We start from the raw sequence: 23203 nt of genomic DNA on the forward strand, positions 1-23203 counted from the left end.
GGCCCTGCTAGCAATAAAAAAGCACCTCCACTTGTAGATACCGTCTAACAAGTGGGGTGCAGTTTTTGATATTACTTATGGTTAGAAAGAATTCTACTTCCCTTTATATTGATATCCCTTACACTGTCGTTGTTAAGCTTCCGCATTCGCTTTCAATCGCTGCATCAAATAATCCTTGAATTCTCTTTGTTAACACGCCAGGTACACCTTCACCTACTTGTTTTTCGTTTATTTGAATGATAGGTGTAATTTCTGAAGTTGTGCTAGATAAAAATACTTCATCCGCTGTATTTAAATCATTTAACGAGAACGGCTCTTCCACTACCGGAATACCATCCTTTTCACAAACCTCAATCATTTTACGACGAGTGATGCCATTTAAAATCAGATTGGAAGCAGGATGTGTGTAAAGTGTTCCATCTTTAATAATAGAAATATTAGATGAGCTACCTTCTGTTACAACTTCGCCACGATGTTGAATCGCTTCATAACATCCTTTTGAGATAGCCTCTTGTTTAGCCATTACATTACCAAGTAAATTTAAGCTTTTAATATCGCAAAGTAACCAGCGAATATCTTCTTTTAATATGGCTTTGACACCATTTTCTAAATTCGCAAGCGGACGCGCTACTTCCTTCGTATAAGCCACAAATGAATGAGCTACATCAGAAGAGGGGTATGGATGATTACGTGGAGCTACTCCTCTTGAGAATTGCATATAAATCGTTCCATGCTCTAATGAATTTTTTGTTATTAATTGTGTTAACAGCTCTTTCATTTCTTTAACAGTATAAGTTAACTCCATGCCAATTTTTTTTGCGCTTAAAATAATTCGCTCCAAATGTTCTGTCGCTGTAAACATTTTGCTATTATAGACGCGAATGACTTCATACACTCCGTCACCAAATTGGTAACCACGGTCTTCAATATCAACATTTGCTTCCGATCTTTCAATGATATTGCCATTAAAAATGACATAATTCATGATAGAGCATCTCCTTCAACGATTTCATTTTTCCTTTAAAGTGCTAAACTTCAACGCTATCTTATCAAGGAAAACAGCATTTATCAATAGATTATTTTGTTAATTCGTATATTGCTTCTGCATAGATGGCTGTTGCTTTCAATAAATCTTCAATATACATATATTCATCTTTCTGATGGGCTACATCTTCTCTCCCAGGGAATAACGCACCAAAAGCTACTCCAGCTTTTAATGAACGCGCATAGGTTCCTCCACCTATCGAAAGTAATTCAGCTTCTTCCCCAGTCTGTTCTGTATACACTTTTTTTAATGTTTGAATGAGGAAAGAGTCACCATCTACGTGATGTGGTCTTGAATCATCTAGGTTTTCAAATAGCATCCCCAATGTTTGAGCTTTTTGTTCAATTTTCTTCAATGTAGATTCAATATCAGTAGTAACTGGATATCTCATATTTAAACCCAATCTACCTCCAGTTTGTTGTTTGTAATAGATTTTACCTACATTGATTGTCAAGTCTCCCGTGATATCGTCCGAGAAGGCAATACCTAACTGATTACCTCTAGAATCATTAGCAAAATGCTTCGCTATGAAACCGATAAATTGGTCTGCTTGTTGATCTAGCTTTAAACTTGAGAGAAAATCTGCTAATAATAGTCCGGCGTTTTTACCCAAATTCGGCTCCATCCCATGTGCAGATACACCTTCAAGCTCAAGAATAAGTTCACCATTGTCCATATAATATTTACCTTGAAGTTCTTTTTCCTTTAAAAAGTCAACATACATTTGTACAACTTCAGTTGGCTCATATTGAACCATAAGTGATGCTTTAGCAAAGTCAGGAACCATATTGTATCTTTTACCTGACTGGAGTGAGAGCACTTTTACTTGTGAGGAAGCGACACCGCGAATAATTTCTTTTTGCACAAGGTCAAAGTCAGCAATGCCCTTTTCTGCATAAATAATAGGAAAATCTGCATCTGGGGCAAAACCTAAAGTTGGCATTTCTTCTACTTCAAAGTATCGATCCACACAACGCCAATCACTCTCTTCATCCGTACCAATAATCATCCTTACTCGCTTGTTCATATCCAGGCCTAACTCTTTGACAATTTTCATTGCATAATACGCAGCCATTGTTGGTCCTTTATCATCAATCGCTCCACGAGCAAAGATTTTACCATCTCTTATTTCGGCACCATAAGGATCACTGGACCAGCCATCTCCCTCAGGAACAACATCGACATGACAAAGAATACCGAGTAACTCTTCACCTTGTCCAAACTCTAGGTGACCAGCAAGATTCTCAACATTTTTTGCTATAAATCCATCGGATTCACCTAAATTCAATAGATAGGTTAACGCTTCTTTTACCTCTTTACCGAGCGGTGCATCAGATGTGGCATTTTCCTCATCTAGCACACTTTTAATTTGCAATAACTTTTGTGTATCTTTAATTAAGTCGTCCTTCCTTTTCATAACTTCTTCTTGCCAATTAATATCACCCAATGTAAAAACCTCCTGCTATATGTAATCAACATCCTTCTCTTTTAAAAGGATTAATAAAGTAAGTGCTTTCATGGTTATTATAACACTACCCTTAAAAATATAACGATAAGTACGGTGTTCTTATATTCATTATTGATTATTTCTTTAATAAACGTTAATAGTCCGAACAACACATCACATTGTTCGGACTTTCTTATCTTTCTTGTTCGCTACTGGATAAGACCTTTCTCTTTTAAATATTCTTCTGCTACTTCTTTGGCACTTATCCCATCAACATTTACTGCATAATTCATTTTTCGCATCTCATCGTCTGTTATCTCCCCTGCCAACTGATTGAGAGGATCAACAATTTCCGGATATTTCTCAATTGTTTCTTGTCTCAATAACGGTGCACCTTGATAAGGAGGAAATAGTGATTGATCATCTTCTAGAACAGTTAGTCCATACTCTTCTAACTCAGAATCAGTTGAGTAGGCATCAACAAGATTGATTTCACCATTTTCCAAAGCGGTATACCTTAATTTAGGCTCCATTGTCACCACTTCAGAAAAACTTAAGCCATACAACTCCTGAATACCGATGTAACCATCTTCTCGATCAGAGAATTCGAGTGTAAATCCTGGTTTCATCATGCTTTCAATTGCTTTTAAGTCGGATATTGTTTGAAGTTCATGTTCTTCGGCAAATTCATTAAGCACAGCTAATGCATAGGTATTATTATATTCCATTGGTTCTAATAGAACTAAATCGAATTCCTCTTGAATTCCTTCTTTCGCTTGTTCATAGACGGCTGTTTGGTCTGTGCTTACTGCTTCTTCCTTTAAAAACTCAGCAATCACTGTACCAGTGAATTCAGGATAAATATCAATACTACCGGAAGTTAAAGCTTTAAATACAAAAGAAGTCTTACCCAGTCCTGGCTGGAGCTCAACCGTTAAGTCTGTTTCTTCTTCAATCAATAATTTATACATATTGATAAGAATCTCAGGTTCTGATCCAAGTTTTCCGGCAATCTTCAAGTCTTTCTCTTGTTGAAAGATATAAGGAGACACCGTTACAAACAAGGCAATTATAGCTCCAATACTGACACCGACCATCGCTTTCTTAAATGATAATTTCTGGAACCTTCTTAAAATAAAATCAAATAAAATAGCTAAAAGGGCCGCTGGAATAGCGCCAATCACAATTAGTGTAGAATCATTGCGGTCAATCCCTAGTAAAATAATATCTCCTAGGCCTCCTGCACCTATAAGTGCTGCTAGAGTTGCCGTTCCTATAATTAGAACCATACCTGTACGGATTCCAGCCATAATGACAGGTATCGCTAGAGGGAGTTCGACTTTCATCAACCGTTGTGCAGATTTCATTCCCATCGCACTGGCCGCCTCTATTAAGGCTGGATCAACTTCTTTAATTCCTGTATATGTATTTCGTAAGATTGGTAAAAGAGCATAGGCAACTAAAGCAATAATAGCTGGGATCTTACCAATACCTAATAAGGGAATTAATAAGCCAAGTAAGGCTAAAGAAGGGATTGTTTGAATAACTGCCGCAATGCCAAGAATGGGTTCTGCTACCTTTTCATTCCTCGTTAAGATAACCCCTAATGGGATTGCAATAATCACGGCAAATAATAAACTAATAAACGAAATTTGCATATGCTCAATTAATGCACTGAGCAATTGGTCTTGTCTCTCTGATAAAACGTTAATAAGTTCATTCATACTCTCCACCCACATCTTTCGCTTGAGTGGCTAAAAACTGAATGACACTCTCCCTTGTAATCATCCCAACGATAACACCATTTTCTTCCACTGCTATTTTTTCATGTGTGACCAGTTGATCTAGCACTTGCTCTTTACTTATGTTTGACGTTACTGTTTCAGTGATTGATACATCGCTCGTATCAAAAGGAATCATCACATGATTAATGGCAAATCGATCAACTGTTTGGTCAGTTGAAGTGATGAACTCTTCAACAAATTGACTTTCAGGTTGATACCTCAGCTCTTCTGGTGTACCAATTTGGACCATTTTTCCTTCATTCATAATAGCAATGCGATCACCTAGCTTTAGCGCTTCTTTCATATCATGTGTCACAAAGACAATTGTTTTATTTATATTTCTCTTCATTAACAATAAATCATCTTGTAGCTTCACTCTCGTAATCGGATCAAGCGCACTAAATGGTTCGTCCATTAATATCACTTCAGGATTGGCAGCTAAAGCACGGGCGACACCTACTCTTTGTTGCTGACCACCAGATAGCTCAGCTGGCTTTCGGTTCCGATACGTACCTGCATCCAGTCCCACTAAGTCTAATAATTCTGTCACACGTTGATGAATTTTGCTTTTTTTCCATTTTTTTAATTCTGGTACAATGGCTATATTCTCTTCTACTGTCATATGCGGAAAGAGAGCTATCTGTTGCAACACATAGCCGATGTCATAACGTAAATCATGAAGAGCATAATCACTAATATTCCTTTCATTTATTGTAATTGATCCACCACTTGTTTCTTCTAAGCGGTTAATCATCTTTAGTGTTGTTGTTTTACCACAGCCGCTTGGACCTATTAATACAAATAGTTCGCCTTTTTCTATGGAGAAATCCAAAGAAGTGACGACTTCTTTTTCTCCAAAAGCCTTAGACACACCAGCAAATGTAATCATGAGTTTCCTCCAACTAGATAATTTCAATCTATAATAACTTCCCTAACATTTCATTCTTTAAACCAATAAAAAAGTTTTTTCTTTTATTTTTTTTGAATATTTAGAACATAAAACAGGCTCCTTTAGCCATATATATGATGTTAAAAAGAATGGAGGATGCTTTTGTATATTTAGGAGGAAAAAGAGAAAAATAATGTAAAATCATGCAAGTGACTAGAAATTATCTGAAAATAGGTTTACAATATTAATAATTAGTATGACATCTTGATTATTTCTTCTGTTAAACCAAAAAAGGAGTTGTCTCGGGAAAAAGAAGACTACATATAACTGAAAGGACATGTTTCTTAAATGAAACTGTCGGTTGCAGGCACTTGCCATGGGTTTATAAATTGGATAGGGAGTGGTTTTTTGAAACCTTCGACTAACCGGATGTTAAACCGTATCAAATCCGTTTATATGTTTATTCGGAAAAACGGAACTGTAACAACTCAGGAGCTTGTAGAGGAATTCGGTATCACTCCTCGTACGATACAGCGAGATTTAAATGTTTTAGCTTATAATGACTTGGTGAAAAGTCCAAGCCGAGGAAAATGGACTATTACACAAAAGAAAGTGAAGATGTCATCATAAGAAAATGACAAGCGAAAAAAAGAAGCTCTTATTCAGGCTTCTTTTTTTGTTACAAAGTATATTTTAGTACTTACATTTCATTACTTGGATCATAAGATAATAATTCTTCTAATTCTTCATCCGTTAATTCTCGATATTCTCCTAACGCAAGAGAATCATCAAGTTGAAGCGGACCCATTGTAAGCCTTTTTAAATAAATCACCTTTTTATTTACTGCCTCAAACATGCGTTTGACTTGATGAAACTTCCCTTCTGTAATCGTTAAATAAATTTCAGAGTTTGTCTCACTTTTTAATATTTCTAGTTTTGCTGGCTTCGTTTCATAACCATCATCAAGCTTCACACCTTTAGCAAAGGAATGAATATCAGCCTCTGTTACTCTATCATTAATAATGGCATAATATGTTTTTGGCACATGTTTTTTTGGTGACAATAACTGATGACTAAGCTTCCCATCATTCGTTATTAGTAATAGTCCCTCTGTATCCTTATCCAGTCTACCTACAGGAAATGGAGAATAAACGATATCTTCCAGCTCTAATAGATCAATGACAGTTTGATGCATCGTATCTTCTGTGGCAGAAATTACCCCGTTAGGCTTATTCATCATTAAATATATGTATTCTTTATACTCAATTATCTCCCCATGAATACCCACTTCGTCCTGTTTTGGATCAATATGTTGTTTAGCATCTTTAATCTGCGCCCCATTTACCTTTACTGCTCCTTGCTTTAATAATTGCTTTACTTCTTTTCTACTTCCATAACCTAAGTTTGCTAACATTTTATCTATTCTCATCTTACTTACTCCTTTTATATCATCGTTCCTACGCACATATTGCTCTTATCAACATAGACTAACATCATAGTTTATCGATAAAGGAGTGCAAGAAACATGTATTACTATCGTCAACAACCAACGTTTTTCCCTACTCCAGGCTTCCCGCCGAGCAACACCAACCGTAGAATAGAGCGTTTAGAAAATCAAGTACAACGCTTAGAGCAACAATTCGATCGTTTAGAAAGAAGATTAGAAAGAGTGGAACGACGCATTGGTATTAGTCATCCGCCACCCTCTCCTCGCCCTTATTAAGGAAGGAGGAAAGACCAAGAGGAAGTTTTTCCTCTTTCTACATATCCTCTTTATGTCAGTTACTCCTAGTATATCATCTACCTAACATAATGTAACTTACACATACATCCTGGCTCATACACTCTTACTATTTGTTAGAGGACCTTTCTCTATTTCTTTGTTATCTCCATGCTTTTGTCTGTTTTCATTTAAATGACAAAGGGAACCTAATTTCTGTTGCCCATAGTGATGTGACATGTGTTTTTTCCTGTTAACTAACATTTTCCTCACCTCTTCATTCAGTTTTATTAAATATTCTATGTAAGTCCTTCAATAAGTGATTAAAACAATAGAAAATGAAACAAGACTGCATGGTTTCATCATGCAATCTTATGCTTATTTTACTTCCTCCAAATAAATGATAATGTCTTCTTTATCAACAGAAGGTGAATCCTTTAAGGTCTTAAAAGCAATCGATCCATCCTTTTTACGAACACATAAAGGATAACCGCCCACTTGTGCTTCCTCTATTTTTTCATAATTGTCGTTAGCTTGCTTACTTTCTATCGAATAAGTTGTATTTATCTTCTTATTTAACTCTGTGAACACATGCTCTTCGTCAAAAAGCATATGAGCTTTCACAGTTGTGGGAAACCCTCCATCCTTTTCCTCATCCATCCGCTCAGTCGCAATGGTAAACGTTTTATTATAGCCAAACTCCGGAAGAAATGACTGTGTAACCAGGGCATTATAATTAGGGTCATCAGACAATACCAGGATGAATTCGTAAGGAGTTAAGTCGATTTCGAATTGACTATGCTCATCTAGAATTTGTCCCGAGTAAGTTTCAATCCCCTTTTTTCGGATAAGCTTTAACTTGCCACTTGATGTGTCACTAATCAGTACAGGATTACCCAACTCTTTTAACTTGTATGCTAAAGCAATTGAAAAACTACTTGCTCCAACAATCAGTACACCTGGCTCTGATTCAGATGCTAATTTTAATTTTTTTGCCAGCGGTGCTAACGTAAAACCATGAGCACAAACCGTAATAAAAACGAGAGCAAAAGTTAATGTTGTAAGTAATCCTGCTTCTCGATAACCATCATCCATTAATATAGTTGCGAAATAACCAGAGACCGTTAATGCCACAATTCCTCTTGGGGCAATCCATCCAATTAAAGTTTTCTCTCGGTTGGTTAGCTCTGTCCCTATTGTTGATATCCAAATCGATAGTGGACGAACAACAAATAACATCACGATTACAAAGCCAATAATTTGGATACTAAACACTTCTGCAATCGTCTCTCTTGTTAAAGAAGCTGTTAATAGAATAAATATTGTAGATGTTAAGATTACAGAGACATTTTCAATGAAGTGACTAATATTCCCAAGGGCAGATACTCTTTTCTTCTCTCTAGCTAGCACAAGTCCCATCACTGTCACAGCAAGCATGCCTGTTTCATGCATAATCACTTCACTTATGCCAAAACAAATGAACACAAGAGATAAAGTAATAGGGGATTTCAAGTATTCTGGAAACAACCCTTTGTTAGCCATCCAGCTCAAAACCTTTGCAAATATGTAACCGATCACTATCGCTAATAATGAAGCTAACAAGAATTTTCCGAGTTCCATCATGCCTAATGTATCACTTACTAATACTTTAATAACCTCATAAGCAAATAAGGCTAGAAGTGGTCCTGCTGGGTCGACAATAATACCTTCCCATTTTAATAAAGCACTCACTCGTGGTTTAAGTTTGGACTGCCTTAATAAAGGGATTATAACAGTTGGCCCTGTAACGATAAATAATCCACCGATGATAAAAGCCACCTCTAAACTCAAGCCTGCGATATAGTGAGCTGCCAAAGATCCAAGTATCCAAGCAAGAAAAGCCCCAACAGTAACTACCCGAAAAACAGATTTGGAAATACTACGAACTTCACGAATATCAAGCGTTGTACTACCTTCAAATAATATGACAGCTACAGCTAAAGAAATAATAGGGCTATAAAGACTTCCTAGATCTTGTTCTGGGTTCAATAGTCCGAGCGCTGGACCGATTACTAATCCAGCAATCGACATAATCACAATTGAAGGCCATTGAATTTTCCATGATAACCACTGAGAAAAGACCCCTAAGGCAATAACGAGAATAATTCCTAATAATCCAAATGATTCCATTTTATTCACTTCTTTCAACGAAATACGCGAAGGATACACTTCTCTCCCTTTTTAGTAATTACAATTCATTTTGTTTTTCATTCACATTATCAATAAAAAGTAGGAAGAATACTTTAGTTAGAAAATATTAAATATACTGAAAATTTACTGTTGACAGTATACATTTATATTCTTATGATAAGTACATATTGAATACGCTTACATTTTTTTGTTGAAAGGAGTGGTTTACTTGATTTCCATTATGAGAGAAACATTAACTGTACAAGTGTATCAGCATTTAAAAAAGAGATTATTAGACGGATATTATCCTGGAGGGGAAAGATTAATAGAAGTAAAAATCGCTGAAGAATTTAACGTTAGCCGAGGGCCAGTACGTGAAGCATTAAAAATGCTCATCCAAGAAGAATTAGTTGTACAAAACGAAAACACCCTTAAAGTATTTAGCCCTTCTCTTACGGATATGATACAAATTTATCAAATTAGACAGCAATTGGAGTCGTTCGCAGCAAAATTATCTGCTAAAAATATTGAAAATTCCGACTTAGAACTTTTAGAAAGCATTATTGATCAAACGAAACAAGCATGGTTATCTCAGGCGAAAGAGGATGTCGTAAGACTTAGTATACAGTTTCATGAAATCATCTTAAGCTCATCTGGAAATGATCATTTAGTTTCATTAACTAATACCATTCGTGATAAAGTAACCTATTTCAGAAATAGTGGGATTAAAATCGGCATACGAGACGAGAGTTGTATCGAGGAACACGCTCAAATTCTAGCCGCACTTAAAGAACGAGATAGCTTAAAAGCAGCCAATGAAATGTACAATCATATTGAACAAGATTTACTCTCTTTACAAGCAATCTATAAGTAAATTTATTTATTAATCATAGAGGTGAAAAAAATGTCCAATAAAGCGTTATCTGGTTTAAAAGTTCTTGAACTGGGACAGTTAATCGCTGGACCCTTCGCATCGAAATTATTAGCTGAATTCGGTGCAGATGTCATTAAAATTGAACCTCCTACAAAAGGAGACCCTCTTAGAACTTGGAGAGTAATAGAAGATGAGACTAGCCTTTGGTGGTATGTGCAATCTAGGAATAAGAAATCAATTACACTGGATTTAAAAAAAGAGGAAGGTCAAAAAGTTCTCCGCGCATTAGTAAAAGAAATTGATATTCTAATTGAGAACTTTCGTCCAGGTACCCTAGAGAAATGGGGTATTGGATATGAGGAATTAAAAAAAATTAATCCACGATTGGTTATGGTACGAGTGTCTGGTTATGGACAAGATGGACCCTACAAAGATAAACCTGGGTTTGGATCAATTGGAGAAGCAATGGGTGGACTTCGCTTTATAACGGGCTATCCCGACCTCCCTCCAGTGAGGGTAGGCATAAGTATAGGTGATTCCCTATCTGCTCTATATGCAGTAATTGGTGCACTAATGGCGGTTTATCACCGTGACGTAACTCATTCAAAAGAAGGACAAGTCATTGATGTCGCCCTTTATGAATCAGTGTTTAGTTTAATGGAAAGCATCCTACCTGAATACGGAAGAAATGGGGTAATCAGAGAGCGTACGGGTAGCACACTACCAGGTATTACTCCTTCCAATACATACCTTTGTTCGGATGGCAAATATATCGTCATTGGTGCGAATGGAGATACGATTTTCAAAAGGTTAATGAAAACCATTGGCAGAGAAGAACTTTCAAAAGATTCTCGCTTTGAAAATAATATCGGTCGCTCTAAACATGCAAAGTATTTAGATCAGCTGATTGAAGCTTGGACGAGTCAGCACCCACTACTTGTAGTCAAAGAGCTCTTAGATGAGGCTGGTGTACCAGCTGGGTCGATTTATTCAATTGAAGATATTGTAAATGATCCACATTATCAAAACAGAAATATGATACAAGAAGTACCTATTGATGGAATCGGAACTTTGAAAATGCCAGGAATCGTACCGAAAATGAGTAAAACACCTGGTGAGATTAAGTGGGCCGGTCCAAACTTAGGGTCGCATACAGAAGATGTTTTAATGTCAGAATTATCGCTCACAAAAGAACAAATCGCAAAATTAAGAGAAAAAGGGATTATATAGAAGTAAAACACATCAACTTATAAATAAAAAAGGAGTGAATGTAAACGTGCTATCTCTATTAGGCTTCTGCATGATGATATCTTTTCTTCTTTTAGTTCTGACTAAAAAACTTTCACCTGTTGTTGCTTTTGTCTTTGTTGCAGTTGCTTTTGCCATTATCGGAGGATTCAGCAACGAAATGGGCCAACTGATGATGGATGGGATTATCCAAGTAACCCCTACAGCGATAATGATTGTTTTTGCGATTCTATATTTTGGATTAATGATTGATGTAGGGCTATTTGACCCAATGATTTCACGTATTTTAAAGTATGTCAAAGGGGATCCATTAAAAATAGTGATAGCTACAGCTCTTATTACAATGATTGTTGGTTTAGACGGGGATGGCTCATCAACTTTCATGATTACCATATCAGCGATGCTACCTCTTTATAAGAAGTTAGGCATGAACCGCCTTATTTTGTCATGTGTTGTTGCCTTAGCTGCAGGGGTAATGAATATGATACCTTGGGGAGGTCCTTTAGTTAGAGCCGCTGCTAGTTTAAATGTGGAAATGAGTGATTTATTTATCCCTCTCATCCCAGCGATGATCGGCGGACTAGTCTGGACATTTTTCTCTGCTTATATTCTAGGTAAAAAGGAAAGAGAAAGAATCGGTGTCATTCAAATATACACTGAGAGTTTCACAGAACAATCGAGTACAATAGAACAGAAAAAAACGTCCCCCACATTATTCTGGTTTAATTTACTTTTGACAATCGCATTAATGATCATGCTTATTATGGACGTATTGCCATTACAAATTTTATTTGCCATTGCTTTTTCTATCGCACTTTTTGTCAACTTCCGGGATCCGAAAGCGCAACAAGAGCAAATTTTAAGTCATGCAAATAACTTTGTATTAATCAGTACATTAATCTTTGCTGCAGGGATATTCTTAGGTGTCCTAAATGGAACGCAAATGATGGACGCGATGGCTGTTTCCATTGTTTCTGTCATACCTGAAGGCCTTGGCCCTTACCTCCCTGTCCTCGTTGCGATAACGAGTTTACCGTTAGTATTTGTTTTCCCACCTGATGCTTATTACTTTGGCATTTTACCAATTATAAGTGAAACAGCAGCCAACTTTGGCATCGACCCAGTGGAAATAGGTAGAGCAGCATTACTCGGTCATTCAACAACAGGCTTCCCTCTGTCTCCTTTAGTTCCTGCGACCTTTATTCTCATCGGGCTATCTGGTGTAGACTTTGGTGAGCATCAGAAGTTCCTATTTAAGTGGGCGTTTGGGACCACGATTGTGATGACGATTATTGCCGTACTTACGGGTGCCATTTCCTTTTAGTAAAGATTTTCAGTATTTCCCAACTTCTATGAAACTTCCATCTCATCATTCCGTCTACTCATAAAAAGGGGAATGAACTTGATGAAAAAAACATCTCGTCTACTGCTATTTCTATTACTACTCTTCTTAAGTAGCTGTTCAGCAGCACCAGAACCTAAAATTTCCGAACAACAAGCCAAGTCCATCGTTATTGAAAAAAACACAAGAACAATTGGGAATGTAACTATCGTTTCAATTGAACAGAAAGGGAATAAATATATAATCAAATGGGAGAATCCAGAGAATTGTGAAAGCGGGGTTGAACATATGAACCACCAAAGCGGTAAAATCATTACAAGTGAAGTTACTATCTGTTAACTGAAGCCGTTAAAAGCTAAGGATATATTGATTGGACCTACTCAAAGTCTGCGACAATTATACCCCTATTCGCTTATCTTTTTGTCAAAAGGCTACATTAACAAACACAATGGCACCCAGTATACATACGCCGGGTGCCTAAAAAAATTACTATTTCTTCAACTTCAATTTAATTAAAATCCGCTCGATTCTGTCTCCGAATAATAAGGGCAATAGACGAATCCTATTTGCAAGATAGAAGTATACACTTGCACCTACTCCTCCACAAATAAAAACAATCATTATCGCATGCCATCCGGATGTTGGATCTAAGAAAATCATTAGCATTTGATACAATAGCCAAGTAATGACCGTCATAACCAACGTAAGAATGACAATTAATAAACTGCGTCTGAATACTAATCTAAATTGATAGCCTGAGAATATTTTAATGACAATTAAGTTAATCAAGATCGCCACAGCATAACCAAGTGCTGTTGCTAGAACTGCTCCCTCTGTTTCTAACCACTTAATCAGGGGTATATTTAATGCAAGCTTAACTAAAATTCCTACTAATAAACTAAGAATGGTAAAGCGCTGCTCATTGATCCCTTGTAGAATAGCAGCTGTCACTGCATAAAGGGCAAATAACATCGCCACTGGGGCATAAGCTCGAAGTACAGCGGTACCTAACTCACTATGCTCATAGAACAATGTGTATACTGGTTCTGCCAGTAATGCAAGACCAACAACTGCCGGTAAAATTAAAAACAAGATCACTTGAAACGTTTGATTCAACTGACGATTCATCGTCAAGCGATCATTTTTCATAAAGGAATTCGTAATCGTTGGCACAAGTGTTAATGAAAATGCTGTTGCTAACGTAACAGGAATCATCACTAATTTATGCGTTTGATAGTTCAATACGGAAAGGGCTTCTCCTGCTTCTTTACCAGAGTATCCTATCGATTGCATCGCTTTATTAAACGTTGATAAATCAATCATTTGGAATAACGGATTAACCAATGCGACAAGGACAAACGGAATCGAATAAAGAATGATTTCTTTATACATATCTGTAAGAGAGATATCCATTGTACCTTTATCTTTAGCTAATAATTGATCTAAATAAGGCTTTCTTTTGTACCAATAAATAAACAAAACAGCTAAACTACCGATACCACCTATGAAGGCTGCAAAAGTAGCTACACTGACTGCTGTAACTAAATCGCCATCCATTACATAAAGGACGACAAATGCCCCAGCAAGTAGAAAGGCAATTCGTACAATTTGTTCAACGACCTGAGATACGGCTGAAGGTCCCATGGATTGATGACCTTGGAAGAATCCGCGAATTAAGCTCATAAACGGAATAATGATTAAGGCAAAGCTGACCGCTCGAATAACGGAGACAATATCTTGTAGCATTGCTACATCTTCTGGGTCCACAAAAATCTTTGCTAGAGTAGGCGCTCCCATATACATGATTAAGAAACAGACAATTCCGCTACAAAGCATAATAATTAAACCGGATTTGAATAGCTTCCTACCAACTGCATACTCCTCTAATGCGTTATACTTTGAAATAAACTTTGAGACGGCAAGCGGTACACCCGCAGTCGCCACACTGATAAAGATTGTGTATGGTACATAAGAATAGTTATAAAGGATTGTTCCTTCGTTTCCAACGATTTGATAAAATGGAATCACATAAAATAATCCAAGAAACTTAGATATGAATGTACCAAGAGTTAAAATAAATGTTCCTCGTAAAAGCTTAGACGACATATAATCCCTTCCTCTATTGTCCAAGCGCTACCAAAAGCGTGGTGTTTTCTATCATTCGCAAAATTAAACTATACAACTTCTCATTCTACCATATGTTACGACAATAATAGACATATTTTTATCTCAGAAGACCCTTTTCATTCTTGATGATTTTTTAAGAAGATGTTTAGATGTTTTATCTTTTGCTTTATAATAGCAAAGGTATGCTATTTTCATTGAAAGGGAAAAAGTTGGTGAAGAAAATGAAACAAACACAATATGATGTCATTGTCATTGGCGGTGGACCATCTGGACTAATGGCTGCCATTGGTGCTGCAGAGAATAAAGCAAAAGTATTACTTATTGATAAAGGCAATAAATTAGGTAGAAAACTGGCGATTTCAGGTGGTGGTCGTTGTAACGTGACTAATCGGCTGCCAATCGATGAAATCATTAAACATATTCCTGGTAACGGTCGCTTTCTACATAGCGCCTTTTCTATTTTTAGTAATGAAGATATCATCCGTTTTTTCGAGGACCTAGGCATTGCTTTGAAAGAAGAAGACCACGGTAGAATGTTCCCAGTAAGTAATAAAGCACAATCCGTTGTCGATGCACTACTTATGCGACTAGACGAATTGAAAGTAACGATAAAAACAAATAGTCCTGTTGCTGATATTCAATTCCAACCGGAGAAAAGCCATACAGTCCAATTACATTCCGGTGAACAGTTTCATGCAAAAGCAGTTGTGCTAGCAGTGGGAGGCAAATCTGTTCCTCATACAGGATCTACAGGAGATGGCTATGGTTGGGCAGAGAAAGCTGGACATACGATTACAGACTTATTCCCTACAGAAGTCCCGTTAACGTCAAGTGAATTATTTATTAAGAACAAAGCGCTACAAGGACTCTCTTTACGCGATGTAGAAGTAAGTGTATTGAACCCTAAAGACAAGCCGTTGATTACACATCAAATGGATATGATATTCACCCATTTCGGGCTGAGTGGTCCTGCGATTTTAAGATGTAGTCAATTCGTTGTCAAAGCCATGAAAAAATGGAAGCTAAAAAAGGTAAACGTACGCATCAATGCCTTACCTGGGCAAAATGGCGAGAAAACCTTCCAAGAGATCATATCACTAAAAAAATCAGAGCCAAAAAAGAGTATCAAAAACTTGCTAAAAGGGATCGTTCCAGAGAGATATCTTCTCTTCCATTTAGAAGAAGTGGGTATTGATCCGACGGCACAAGCAGTGAGTATCACGAATGAACTGCTACGTTTATTCGTTAGCCGTCTACATGATTTCCGTGTTGAAATCGATGGGACATTACCATTAGAAAAGGCCTTTGTAACTGGTGGCGGCGTTTCTGTTAAAGAAATTGAACCACAAACAATGGCGTCAAAAAAAATGACTGGTTTATATTTCTGCGGAGAAATTCTTGATATTCATGGCTATACCGGTGGCTACAATATTACCTCAGCCCTTGTAACTGGACGTTTAGCTGGCAGTAATGCGGCTCTATGTAAAAGCGTAACTACTTGATAAGTAAAAGTAGTTACGCTCTATAAATGACCATCGCCGAAAAACAGTAAATTTGCTCTTCACCCTCTTCTTGCATCGCAGCAATATTATACTTAATATCAACAAGCTTTTGTTCTTCCACCTTTTCTAAAAAACGGTTCATCGCAACCTCTAAATCTTTTTCATGCTCTTGGTCGAATAACTTTACCTTGATCATTTGATGAAAACTCCCTTCATGGGAATAAGTATTTTTATTTATTATTAACAGAAAATTCATAATATATACATAGGTAGGAGGTGATGAAATGAGCGTCGTTAAACGAATACTTTTAACTACCATTTGTCTTTATGGCTTGTGGGTAATTGGAGATATCAGTAATTCAATTACTAAATACAATGGTGCTGGTTTTATCGACGCCATTTTGATAAAAGAAAAAGGCATGATTTACTTTATCGACGAAGAAAAACGGCCCACTGTCCAGATAAATGAAGAGGCATCATCTAACACGACCTATCAACCTGACTATATACCGAATGGACCGACATTTTTGCTTGATTACCACTCATTCGATTCAGGGGATCAAGTTCGCATTTGGTATACAAGCATTTTAGAGTCTTATCCTGGAAGAATAAATATCGTAGACGTAGAAAAAATTGATTAATCTCCGTCATTTTTTTCTCTTAACATGGTAAGAATCTTTTTTGTATCTGCGATTGCTTCTTTTAAAGATATTAATAAGCGATCAGTAACATATACAATATCCTCCTGATTTTCTGATATGTTCAATACCTTTCTGACATGAATTGGATGAGCCATTTTTGCTTGTTGGACTAGGCGTAAAATAGATGCATAAGAATAATGAGCCATCCTTAATACTCGAATCACCTTTAGCATATTAATTTCCTTTTCTGTAAAAACACGATACCCCTTTTCATTACGAGGAATAGTAATTAGTCCGTTTCTTTCCCAATTTCTTATTAGCTCTGGATGAAGTTGAATTTTTTCAGCTACTTGTTGTCTGGACAATCCTTCACTTTGTATTTCCTTAGGTGAATATAACCAACTCTCTGCAATCTCAGCTGCTTCAACCGCTCTTTCATATTCCTTGTTTAAATGCAGTAAATGCTTTTCAGCCTGCTCGTACGCTTTCAGAAATTGCTTCTGACCACTAAGGAGCACAATCTCTCTTGCACTTTTACGAATACTGCCTTGAATGATTTCACACCGAAAAGCGAACCTCGCTATTTTTAATTGAAAAAGATGTATGTCATCATATTGTCTGTATCCATTATCAGCACGAGGAGCAGGGGAAAGATATCCCCATTCCTCGTAAACTCTCACAGTATTAGGATGAACGCCCATACTATCAGCGATTTCTTTAGTTGAATAAACCAAGATATCTCACTACTTCCATCTAAAATATTTAATCGAAAGGAATCCACTAATGAATACACAAGCCATCATTGTCACTATTGGAAAAATCATGTCGCTTAGAACTCCGCCTAAACTTACTTCCTTAAGCAACTGAATACCTTGTGATAAAGGAAGGAATGCAAAGACATTCTGTAAAATTTGTGGAAAAATCTCAAAAGGTATAGTAGCACCTGAAAAAAGAAGCATGCCGAAATAGGCTAACGACCCCCATAAATTCGCTGCTTTTTGATCTGGAACAATACTCCCGATGAGTATGCCAATGCTATACATAGCCATTAAAACAAATAAATAACTACAAAGAAACAAACCAAAGGAACCAGCCATTTCATAATTGAAAACAAAAAGATATACCGCAGTCACCCCTAGGAAAGACAACATAGAGGCAATAAACTGAACCAATGCCTGCGCACAAAGCAAAGTTAAAGGCGAAGCTGGGGTCACCTGAAACCTTTTTAAAATATGGCGATGACGGTAATCAGCAATGGTAAGGGGCAGTCCCATTACACCTGTAGCTAATATACTAATAGTTACAACTGCCGGATAAGAATGGAGGAACATAGTATTTCCTTGGGTAAACAGTTCATTATTCATAATATAACCAAATAATAAGGCAACAATGATTGGAAAAATGATACCGAAGATCAGTATATCTAAACCTCTCCAAACGAGTTTCGCTTCTATTTTTGTTAAAGTATAGAATGTCATCATCCTTCCCCCTCTTCATCTGTTAAAGTTAAATAGGCAGCTTCCAACGAAGCTTGTCCTGAATAATTGATCACTTCTGCTATCGTTCCTTCGCATATGATATGTCCGCCCTTTAAAATCATAATGCGGTCGCAAAGTGCTTCAACTTCATCCATATAGTGAGAGGTAAGGATAATAGATAATCCCTCACGCTTATAATTTCTTAGCGTTTGCCACAATTTTTTTCTTGCTTTCGTATCTAAACCCGTAGTCAATTCGTCTAGAAAGACTAATTCTGGGTTGGGTAACAATGCTAATAACACCGCTAATCTTTGCTTTTCACCGCCTGACAATGATTTAACTAATGATTTCTCCTTATCTTGTAGGCCAAATTTGGTCAATAAAAATTGATATGGCGCGGTTGCCTTGTATAACACACTCCATTGCTGACATGCTTCAGAAACGGTCATTTTATCTGGAAAATGCGATTCCTGAAATTGCACACCCACTTTCTCAAAAACTTGCTTTCTATTATGAATTGGAGATTGTCCTAATATAGCGACTTCCTTATAAACAGCAGGCCTAATTCCTAGCACAGCTTCTATCAACGATGTCTTTCCTGCGCCATTTTCTCCTAGTATTCCGAGTACCTCTCCTTTTTGAAGGGAGAAACTAATCTTATCAACTACCGTTTTCTCTCCATAACTAACGGACAATTCTTTTACCTTCAGAACCATCAACTCACTCCCTTTTCTAAGAATAGATTCACATCATAGCAAAAGAAATGAAGGGTGGTGGTATATTGGAGGGTTTTTAAAACTTTTTTATTTATTTTCTGATAATAGGATATCGATGATTTGTGTGAGTGGTTCTTTATCTAGGACTCTATAAAAAGTAGGTTTTTTGTTTTTGTAGTGAATGGCGATTGCTTCATCATATACGCTAACACTTTTTCCAGCTGTTTTCGTTACAAAACCAATTCTATACAGTTCTTTAGATGCTGTGCGATGATATCTTTTTAATTCAATATCTGCCAAAAGTGAGCGAATTTCTTTTAGTTGCTTATCATGATCGTCCTTATTTAAAGATACAGTTTCTGTTGTTTCACTAGTAGCTATAATGATGGACTGTAGATTTTCCTCCGATATCAGTACGACCTCATTAAACCCCAGCTTTTTCTGAGAAAGATAAAATTGATATACACCCATGGACAAAAATAATAGAACAATTACCGATAAAAAAGGAATGATTTTTTTACTCATTCTTTCTCCTTTCGCATCTATTTGAACGATCGTCTGAAGTAAATAAATTGAATTTTTATAATATTATACCTATAATAGAGTAAATTGTTAACAGGTGGTGTAAATATGCAATACGCAATTTATGGTGGCACAAGCGTAAGCAAGGAAGCGATAATCGCTCTTCCACCTCTTGGTGAAAGAAAGGAAATTTTCTCCTCTCTTGGCAGTGTGTTAAGTGGCCATCGTATCATTTCATTTGACACAACTCTGAGAAACCCACCGTGTTAGATAATATTCAATTGATCAACACATTTCATGACAAATTTGGCATATTGTAAAAGCAAACTGAAAGTTATGTAAACAACTCGTGATTCTTACATACTAATGGTTATACGATAACGAAAAAAAGAAGACCTCCTAAAAAGAGGCCTTCTTCATAAGTACCAATTATTTTGTTTCGCCTTCCCACTCAAGCATACCCCCGACCATATTGGTCACTTGATAGCCTTGTTCTTGCATAAAACGACAAACTTGTCCACTACGATTCCCTGAACGGCAAATCATAATATACTCTTTGTCTTTATCAAACTTATCTAGGTTTTCAGGAATTGTGCCCATTCTAATATGCTTCGCACCAGGAATAATTCCTTGAGCTACTTCGTCATCTTCCCTTACATCTACAAGTTCAAGTTGTTCTCCAGCTTCTATCTTTTTCAGTAATTCTTCTGTTGTGATTTCTTTCATTTCAGTCATCATCAACCACCCTTTCCATTATCATTATCTTTATTCTAAAGAAGTGTTGATCGAAATGCGAATATTACAGTCTCATAGGGAAAGGGTAGCTCTTTTCATTAAGCTACCTCTTTTCCTAAATAATCTTAATTAGCGACAATATTCACTAGCTTCCCAGGAACAGCAATTACTTTTCTTACTGTTTTGCCATCAATTTGTTCTTTGATTTTATCATCTTCCATGGCAATTTGTTCTAGCACATCCTTTTGTGCATCAACGGGTACCATTAATTTAGCCTTCACTTTACCATTGATTTGGATAACGATCTCCACTTCATCATCTGTCATTTTCGCTTCGTCATATGCTGGCCAAGCTTCATAAGAAATGGTTCCTGTGTGACCAAGTATCTCCCATAGTTCTTCAGCAATATGTGGAGCAATTGGAGCCAACATTTTTACGAACCCTTCTGCATAAGCCTTTGGAAGAATATCAGCTTTGTAGGCTTCATTGACGAAAACCATCATTTGTGAAATTGCTGTATTGAAGCGCAAACCTTCAAAGTCCTCTGTTACTTTTTTGACTGTCTGATGATACACTTTTTCCAGTTGAGACACTTCTACATCCTGCACTTTGTTGCTTAATGTATGATCTTCTTCAGCAATTAAACGCCAAATACGGTCTAAGAATCGTCTAGAGCCATCTAATCCATTTGTAGACCAAGCAATTGAGGCATCAAGTGGTCCCATAAACATTTCATATAAACGAAGCGTATCCGCTCCATGGCTTTCTACAACGGCATCAGGATTAACAACATTTCCTTTTGACTTACTCATTTTTTCATTATTTTCCCCAAGAATCATGCCTTGGTTAAATAATTTTTGGAATGGTTCTTTCGTATCAACTACACCTATATCGTATAATACTTTATGCCAGAAACGAGCATATAATAAGTGAAGAACCGCATGTTCAGCGCCACCAATATAAATATCAACCGGTAACCACTCTTTTAATTTTTCGGCATCAGCTAATGCCTCACTGTTTTTCGGATCAATATAACGTAAATAGTACCAGCAGCTACCTGCCCATTGTGGCATCGTGTTGGTTTCACGGCGACCTTTTTTACCTGTTTCAGGGTCAATAACATTAACCCACTCTTCAATATTAGCTAACGGTGATTCACCTGTACCAGATGGCTTAATCTCCGTTGTTGTTGGTAAAATTAACGGTAACTCTTCGTAAGGAACTCCCGTCATTGTACCATCTTCCCAATGAATAACAGGAATCGGTTCACCCCAATATCTTTGACGACTAAATAACCAATCACGTAAGCGATACGTCACTTTTTTCGTCCCAATCTCTTTCTCTTCTAGCCAAGCGATCATTTTTGTAATTGCTTCTTCTTTACCTAAGCCATTTAAGAAATCAGAATTAATATGTTCTCCTTCACCCGCATAAGCTTCTTTAGAAATATCTCCACCAGCTACGACTTCTTTAATAGTCAAGTTAAATTCTTTCGCGAAATCATAATCACGCTCGTCATGAGCTGGAACAGCCATAATGGCACCTGTACCATATGAAGCAAGCACATAATCAGCAATCCAGATAGGCATTTTTTCACCGTTAGCAGGGTTAATTGCATAAGCACCTGTGAATACACCTGTTTTTTCTTTGGCTAAATCTGTTCTTTCTAAATCACTCTTTGTTTTAACTTTTTCAATATAAGTCTCAACTGCATTACGTTGCTCTTCTGTTGTAATTACATCAACTAGTTTATGCTCTGGGGCAAGGACAGCATATGTCGCACCAAATAATGTGTCTGGGCGTGTCGTAAACACTTCAAACGTACCTTTGTCACCTTCGATATGGAAAGTCACTTCAGCACCTTCAGAACGACCAATCCAGTTGCGCTGCATATCCTTCAAGCTTTCTGGCCAATCAAGTAAATCAAGATCTTCTAGTAAACGGTCAGCATAAGCTGTTATTTTTAACATCCATTGGCGCATCGGTCTTCTTTCAACAGGATGGCCTCCACGTTCACTTTTCCCATCAATTACCTCTTCATTAGCTAGCACAGTTCCAAGTGCAGGACACCAGTTCACTGCTACTTCATCGATATAAGCAAGACCTTTTTCATAAAGCTTTAAGAAAATCCATTGCGTCCATTTATAATATTCCGGATCTGTTGTGTTAATTTCACGATCCCAGTCATAAGAAAATCCTAATGATTTAATTTGACGGCGGAATGTATTAATGTTTTTCTCGGTAAATTCAGCTGGGTCATTCCCTGTATCAAGGGCATATTGTTCAGCAGGTAAACCAAATGCATCCCATCCCATTGGGTGAAGAACATTATACCCTTGCATTCTTTTCATACGGGCAAGAATATCTGTTGCTGTATATCCTTCAGGGTGTCCTACGTGTAAACCTACACCAGACGGATAAGGAAACATATCTAACGCATAGAACTTTCTCTTCCCTTTTTCTTCACCCGTTTTAAATGTTTTTTGTTCTTCCCAATAGTGTTGCCACTTACCTTCAATTTGCTGATGATTAAAGCTCATCTTCTTTCCTCCTAAAAATGCTACGTTTTTAAGTATAAAAAAACCCCTCATCCCTCAAAAAGGGACGAGAGGATTATGTATATCTCCCGCGGTACCACCCACATTAACAGTTTACGGTTAACTGTTCACTTCATTCATCCTTAACGCGGAGTACGGCAAGCATTACTGTCATTTTCACACTTGCTGCTCAGTAGGTGAGTTCATGAAAGGAGCTGACTAGCTTACACCAACCGCTAGCTCTCTAATATCAGGCTTCCTAGCATTACTATTCCTCATCATTGCAGTTATAAAATATTCATATTGACATTGTAATCAATTTCAATGGTTGATGCAAGTAGGCTTTCACAAGTTACTATAGATAAGTATAAGCTATTCAAGAAAAATGAAAACGTGTCAATTTTTTAATCCATGTATTACTCTTCCT

General features: G+C 37.0%; 23 protein-coding genes and 1 other annotated feature. Of the genes, 9 read left to right on the top strand and 14 right to left on the bottom strand.

The genetic code is table 11. The features are described 5' to 3' along the window. Positions 1 to 118: 118 nt before the first annotated feature. The 4 genes from dat to U9M49_RS18680 all read right to left on the bottom strand — a co-directional run bounded on the left by dat (position 119) and on the right by U9M49_RS18680 (position 5165). Positions 119 to 985 carry a D-amino-acid transaminase gene (gene dat / locus U9M49_RS18665; RefSeq protein ID WP_307316696.1) on the bottom strand — a complete coding sequence of 289 codons (867 nt, stop codon included), beginning with the start codon at positions 983 to 985 and terminating at the stop codon, positions 119 to 121. Positions 986 to 1076: 91 nt separating this feature from the next. Then, positions 1077 to 2492, bottom strand: coding sequence for a dipeptidase PepV (pepV, locus tag U9M49_RS18670; protein ID WP_095372196.1), 1416 nt, complete (start codon positions 2490 to 2492; stop codon positions 1077 to 1079). 209 nt (positions 2493 to 2701) lie between these two features. Then, positions 2702 to 4216 carry an osmoprotectant update ABC transporter permease/substrate-binding subunit OpuFB gene (opuFB, locus tag U9M49_RS18675; RefSeq protein WP_322910364.1) on the bottom strand — a complete coding sequence of 505 codons (1515 nt, stop codon included), beginning with the start codon at positions 4214 to 4216 and terminating at the stop codon, positions 2702 to 2704. Further along, complete coding sequence (locus U9M49_RS18680; protein WP_095372194.1) at positions 4209 to 5165, bottom strand: ABC transporter ATP-binding protein; 957 nt, start codon at positions 5163 to 5165, stop codon at positions 4209 to 4211. The genes opuFB and U9M49_RS18680 overlap by 8 nt, the downstream gene beginning before the upstream one ends. 408 nt (positions 5166 to 5573) lie before the next feature. Here U9M49_RS18680 and U9M49_RS18685 point away from each other — a divergent pair, with 408 nt between their 5' ends. Continuing rightward, positions 5574 to 5795, top strand: coding sequence for a DeoR family transcriptional regulator (locus U9M49_RS18685; RefSeq protein WP_095372193.1), 222 nt, complete (start codon positions 5574 to 5576; stop codon positions 5793 to 5795). Between the two features lie 70 nt (positions 5796 to 5865). Here U9M49_RS18685 and U9M49_RS18690 read toward each other — a convergent pair whose 3' ends face one another. Beyond that, complete coding sequence (locus U9M49_RS18690) at positions 5866 to 6594, bottom strand: pseudouridine synthase (RefSeq protein WP_095372192.1); 729 nt, start codon at positions 6592 to 6594, stop codon at positions 5866 to 5868. 96 nt (positions 6595 to 6690) lie between these two features. Between U9M49_RS18690 and U9M49_RS18695 the strand changes: the two genes are divergently transcribed. Further along, on the top strand, positions 6691 to 6888 hold the full coding sequence (locus tag U9M49_RS18695; protein WP_322910365.1) for a hypothetical protein: 198 nt from the start codon (positions 6691 to 6693) through the stop codon (positions 6886 to 6888). 375 nt (positions 6889 to 7263) lie between these two features. Here U9M49_RS18695 and U9M49_RS18700 read toward each other — a convergent pair whose 3' ends face one another. Next, positions 7264 to 9054: a cation:proton antiporter gene (locus tag U9M49_RS18700; protein WP_095372190.1), complete on the bottom strand. Its 1791-nt coding sequence runs from the start codon at positions 9052 to 9054 to the stop codon at positions 7264 to 7266. A gap of 229 nt (positions 9055 to 9283) precedes the next feature. On the opposite strand from U9M49_RS18700, the gene U9M49_RS18705 reads away from it, so the two are divergent. From U9M49_RS18705 to U9M49_RS18720, 4 genes are all read left to right on the top strand, one after another. Next, a complete protein-coding gene (locus U9M49_RS18705) occupies positions 9284 to 9928 on the top strand; it encodes a GntR family transcriptional regulator (protein ID WP_322910366.1) in 645 nt (214 codons plus the stop codon). A 21-nt stretch (positions 9929 to 9949) separates the two neighbouring features. After that, positions 9950 to 11158: a CaiB/BaiF CoA transferase family protein gene (locus U9M49_RS18710; RefSeq protein WP_095372188.1), complete on the top strand. Its 1209-nt coding sequence runs from the start codon at positions 9950 to 9952 to the stop codon at positions 11156 to 11158. Positions 11159 to 11204: 46 nt separating this feature from the next. Beyond that, positions 11205 to 12500, top strand: a complete 1296-nt coding sequence (locus U9M49_RS18715) for a CitMHS family transporter (RefSeq protein ID WP_095372187.1) — start codon at positions 11205 to 11207, stop codon at positions 12498 to 12500. Positions 12501 to 12581: 81 nt separating this feature from the next. Continuing rightward, the gene (locus U9M49_RS18720; RefSeq protein WP_307316683.1) at positions 12582 to 12857 is read left to right on the top strand and encodes a hypothetical protein; all 276 of its coding nucleotides are present in this window, start codon (positions 12582 to 12584) and stop codon (positions 12855 to 12857) included. 150 nt (positions 12858 to 13007) lie between these two features. Here the strand turns inward: U9M49_RS18720 and U9M49_RS18725 are convergent, their stop codons facing one another. Then, the gene (locus tag U9M49_RS18725) at positions 13008 to 14624 is read right to left on the bottom strand and encodes a putative polysaccharide biosynthesis protein (protein WP_095372185.1); all 1617 of its coding nucleotides are present in this window, start codon (positions 14622 to 14624) and stop codon (positions 13008 to 13010) included. 242 nt (positions 14625 to 14866) lie between these two features. Here U9M49_RS18725 and U9M49_RS18730 point away from each other — a divergent pair, with 242 nt between their 5' ends. After that, positions 14867 to 16147 carry an NAD(P)/FAD-dependent oxidoreductase gene (locus U9M49_RS18730; protein ID WP_322910392.1) on the top strand — a complete coding sequence of 427 codons (1281 nt, stop codon included), beginning with the start codon at positions 14867 to 14869 and terminating at the stop codon, positions 16145 to 16147. Positions 16148 to 16160: 13 nt separating this feature from the next. Here the strand turns inward: U9M49_RS18730 and U9M49_RS18735 are convergent, their stop codons facing one another. Continuing rightward, entirely contained in the window at positions 16161 to 16343 is a 183-nt protein-coding gene (locus U9M49_RS18735) for a sporulation protein Cse60 (protein WP_322910367.1), read from the bottom strand. Positions 16344 to 16431: 88 nt separating this feature from the next. On the opposite strand from U9M49_RS18735, the gene U9M49_RS18740 reads away from it, so the two are divergent. After that, a complete protein-coding gene (locus tag U9M49_RS18740; protein ID WP_322910368.1) occupies positions 16432 to 16788 on the top strand; it encodes a hypothetical protein in 357 nt (118 codons plus the stop codon). Here the strand turns inward: U9M49_RS18740 and U9M49_RS18745 are convergent. The 4 genes from U9M49_RS18745 to U9M49_RS18760 form a co-directional block, all read right to left on the bottom strand. Next, the gene (locus U9M49_RS18745) at positions 16785 to 17522 is read right to left on the bottom strand and encodes a MerR family transcriptional regulator (protein ID WP_322910369.1); all 738 of its coding nucleotides are present in this window, start codon (positions 17520 to 17522) and stop codon (positions 16785 to 16787) included. The genes U9M49_RS18740 and U9M49_RS18745 overlap by 4 nt on opposite strands. Positions 17523 to 17531: 9 nt before the next feature. Continuing rightward, positions 17532 to 18266, bottom strand: a complete 735-nt coding sequence (locus tag U9M49_RS18750) for an ABC transporter permease (RefSeq protein ID WP_233435207.1) — start codon at positions 18264 to 18266, stop codon at positions 17532 to 17534. Next, positions 18266 to 18982: an ABC transporter ATP-binding protein gene (locus U9M49_RS18755; RefSeq protein WP_307316675.1), complete on the bottom strand. Its 717-nt coding sequence runs from the start codon at positions 18980 to 18982 to the stop codon at positions 18266 to 18268. The genes U9M49_RS18750 and U9M49_RS18755 overlap by 1 nt, the downstream gene beginning before the upstream one ends. An 87-nt stretch (positions 18983 to 19069) precedes the next feature. Beyond that, a complete protein-coding gene (locus U9M49_RS18760; RefSeq protein WP_307316674.1) occupies positions 19070 to 19507 on the bottom strand; it encodes a hypothetical protein in 438 nt (145 codons plus the stop codon). A 105-nt stretch (positions 19508 to 19612) separates the two neighbouring features. Between U9M49_RS18760 and U9M49_RS18765 the strand changes: the two genes are divergently transcribed. Then, positions 19613 to 19774 carry a hypothetical protein gene (locus tag U9M49_RS18765; RefSeq protein WP_322910370.1) on the top strand — a complete coding sequence of 54 codons (162 nt, stop codon included), beginning with the start codon at positions 19613 to 19615 and terminating at the stop codon, positions 19772 to 19774. Positions 19775 to 19933: 159 nt separating this feature from the next. Here U9M49_RS18765 and U9M49_RS18770 read toward each other — a convergent pair whose 3' ends face one another. Together U9M49_RS18770 and leuS are read right to left on the bottom strand one after the other, a co-directional pair. Further along, positions 19934 to 20239: a rhodanese-like domain-containing protein gene (locus U9M49_RS18770; RefSeq protein ID WP_095372177.1), complete on the bottom strand. Its 306-nt coding sequence runs from the start codon at positions 20237 to 20239 to the stop codon at positions 19934 to 19936. Between the two features lie 125 nt (positions 20240 to 20364). After that, positions 20365 to 22779 carry a leucine--tRNA ligase gene (gene leuS, locus U9M49_RS18775; protein WP_095372176.1) on the bottom strand — a complete coding sequence of 805 codons (2415 nt, stop codon included), beginning with the start codon at positions 22777 to 22779 and terminating at the stop codon, positions 20365 to 20367. 57 nt (positions 22780 to 22836) lie between these two features. Next, positions 22837 to 23067, bottom strand: a binding site (T-box leader). Between the last annotated feature and the right edge of the window lie 136 nt (positions 23068 to 23203).

The sequence above is a fragment of the Cytobacillus sp. OWB-43 genome (assembly GCF_034651445.1).
GTDB lineage: Bacteria > Bacillota > Bacilli > Bacillales > Cytobacillaceae > Cytobacillus > Cytobacillus kochii.

Bases quoted from the DNA above. Each gene is read 5' to 3' on its own strand.
- dat (WP_307316696.1), bottom strand. From the start codon at position 985: ATGAATTATGTCATTTTTAATGGCAATATCATTGAAAGATCGGAAGCA.
- opuFB (WP_322910364.1), bottom strand. From the start codon at position 4,216: ATGAATGAACTTATTAACGTTTTATCAGAGAGACAAGACCAATTGCTC.
- U9M49_RS18680 (WP_095372194.1), bottom strand. From the start codon at position 5,165: ATGATTACATTTGCTGGTGTGTCTAAGGCTTTTGGAGAAAAAGAAGTC.
- U9M49_RS18690 (WP_095372192.1), bottom strand. From the start codon at position 6,594: ATGAGAATAGATAAAATGTTAGCAAACTTAGGTTATGGAAGTAGAAAA.
- U9M49_RS18695 (WP_322910365.1), top strand. From the start codon at position 6,691: ATGTATTACTATCGTCAACAACCAACGTTTTTCCCTACTCCAGGCTTC.
- U9M49_RS18700 (WP_095372190.1), bottom strand. From the start codon at position 9,054: ATGGAATCATTTGGATTATTAGGAATTATTCTCGTTATTGCCTTAGGG.
- U9M49_RS18720 (WP_307316683.1), top strand. From the start codon at position 12,582: ATGAAAAAAACATCTCGTCTACTGCTATTTCTATTACTACTCTTCTTA.
- U9M49_RS18725 (WP_095372185.1), bottom strand. From the start codon at position 14,624: ATGTCGTCTAAGCTTTTACGAGGAACATTTATTTTAACTCTTGGTACA.
- U9M49_RS18730 (WP_322910392.1), top strand. From the start codon at position 14,867: ATGAAACAAACACAATATGATGTCATTGTCATTGGCGGTGGACCATCT.
- U9M49_RS18735 (WP_322910367.1), bottom strand. From the start codon at position 16,343: ATGATCAAGGTAAAGTTATTCGACCAAGAGCATGAAAAAGATTTAGAG.
- U9M49_RS18740 (WP_322910368.1), top strand. From the start codon at position 16,432: ATGAGCGTCGTTAAACGAATACTTTTAACTACCATTTGTCTTTATGGC.
- U9M49_RS18750 (WP_233435207.1), bottom strand. From the start codon at position 18,266: ATGACATTCTATACTTTAACAAAAATAGAAGCGAAACTCGTTTGGAGA.
- U9M49_RS18755 (WP_307316675.1), bottom strand. From the start codon at position 18,982: ATGGTTCTGAAGGTAAAAGAATTGTCCGTTAGTTATGGAGAGAAAACG.
- U9M49_RS18760 (WP_307316674.1), bottom strand. From the start codon at position 19,507: ATGAGTAAAAAAATCATTCCTTTTTTATCGGTAATTGTTCTATTATTT.
- U9M49_RS18765 (WP_322910370.1), top strand. From the start codon at position 19,613: ATGCAATACGCAATTTATGGTGGCACAAGCGTAAGCAAGGAAGCGATA.
- U9M49_RS18770 (WP_095372177.1), bottom strand. From the start codon at position 20,239: ATGACTGAAATGAAAGAAATCACAACAGAAGAATTACTGAAAAAGATA.
- leuS (WP_095372176.1), bottom strand. From the start codon at position 22,779: ATGAGCTTTAATCATCAGCAAATTGAAGGTAAGTGGCAACACTATTGG.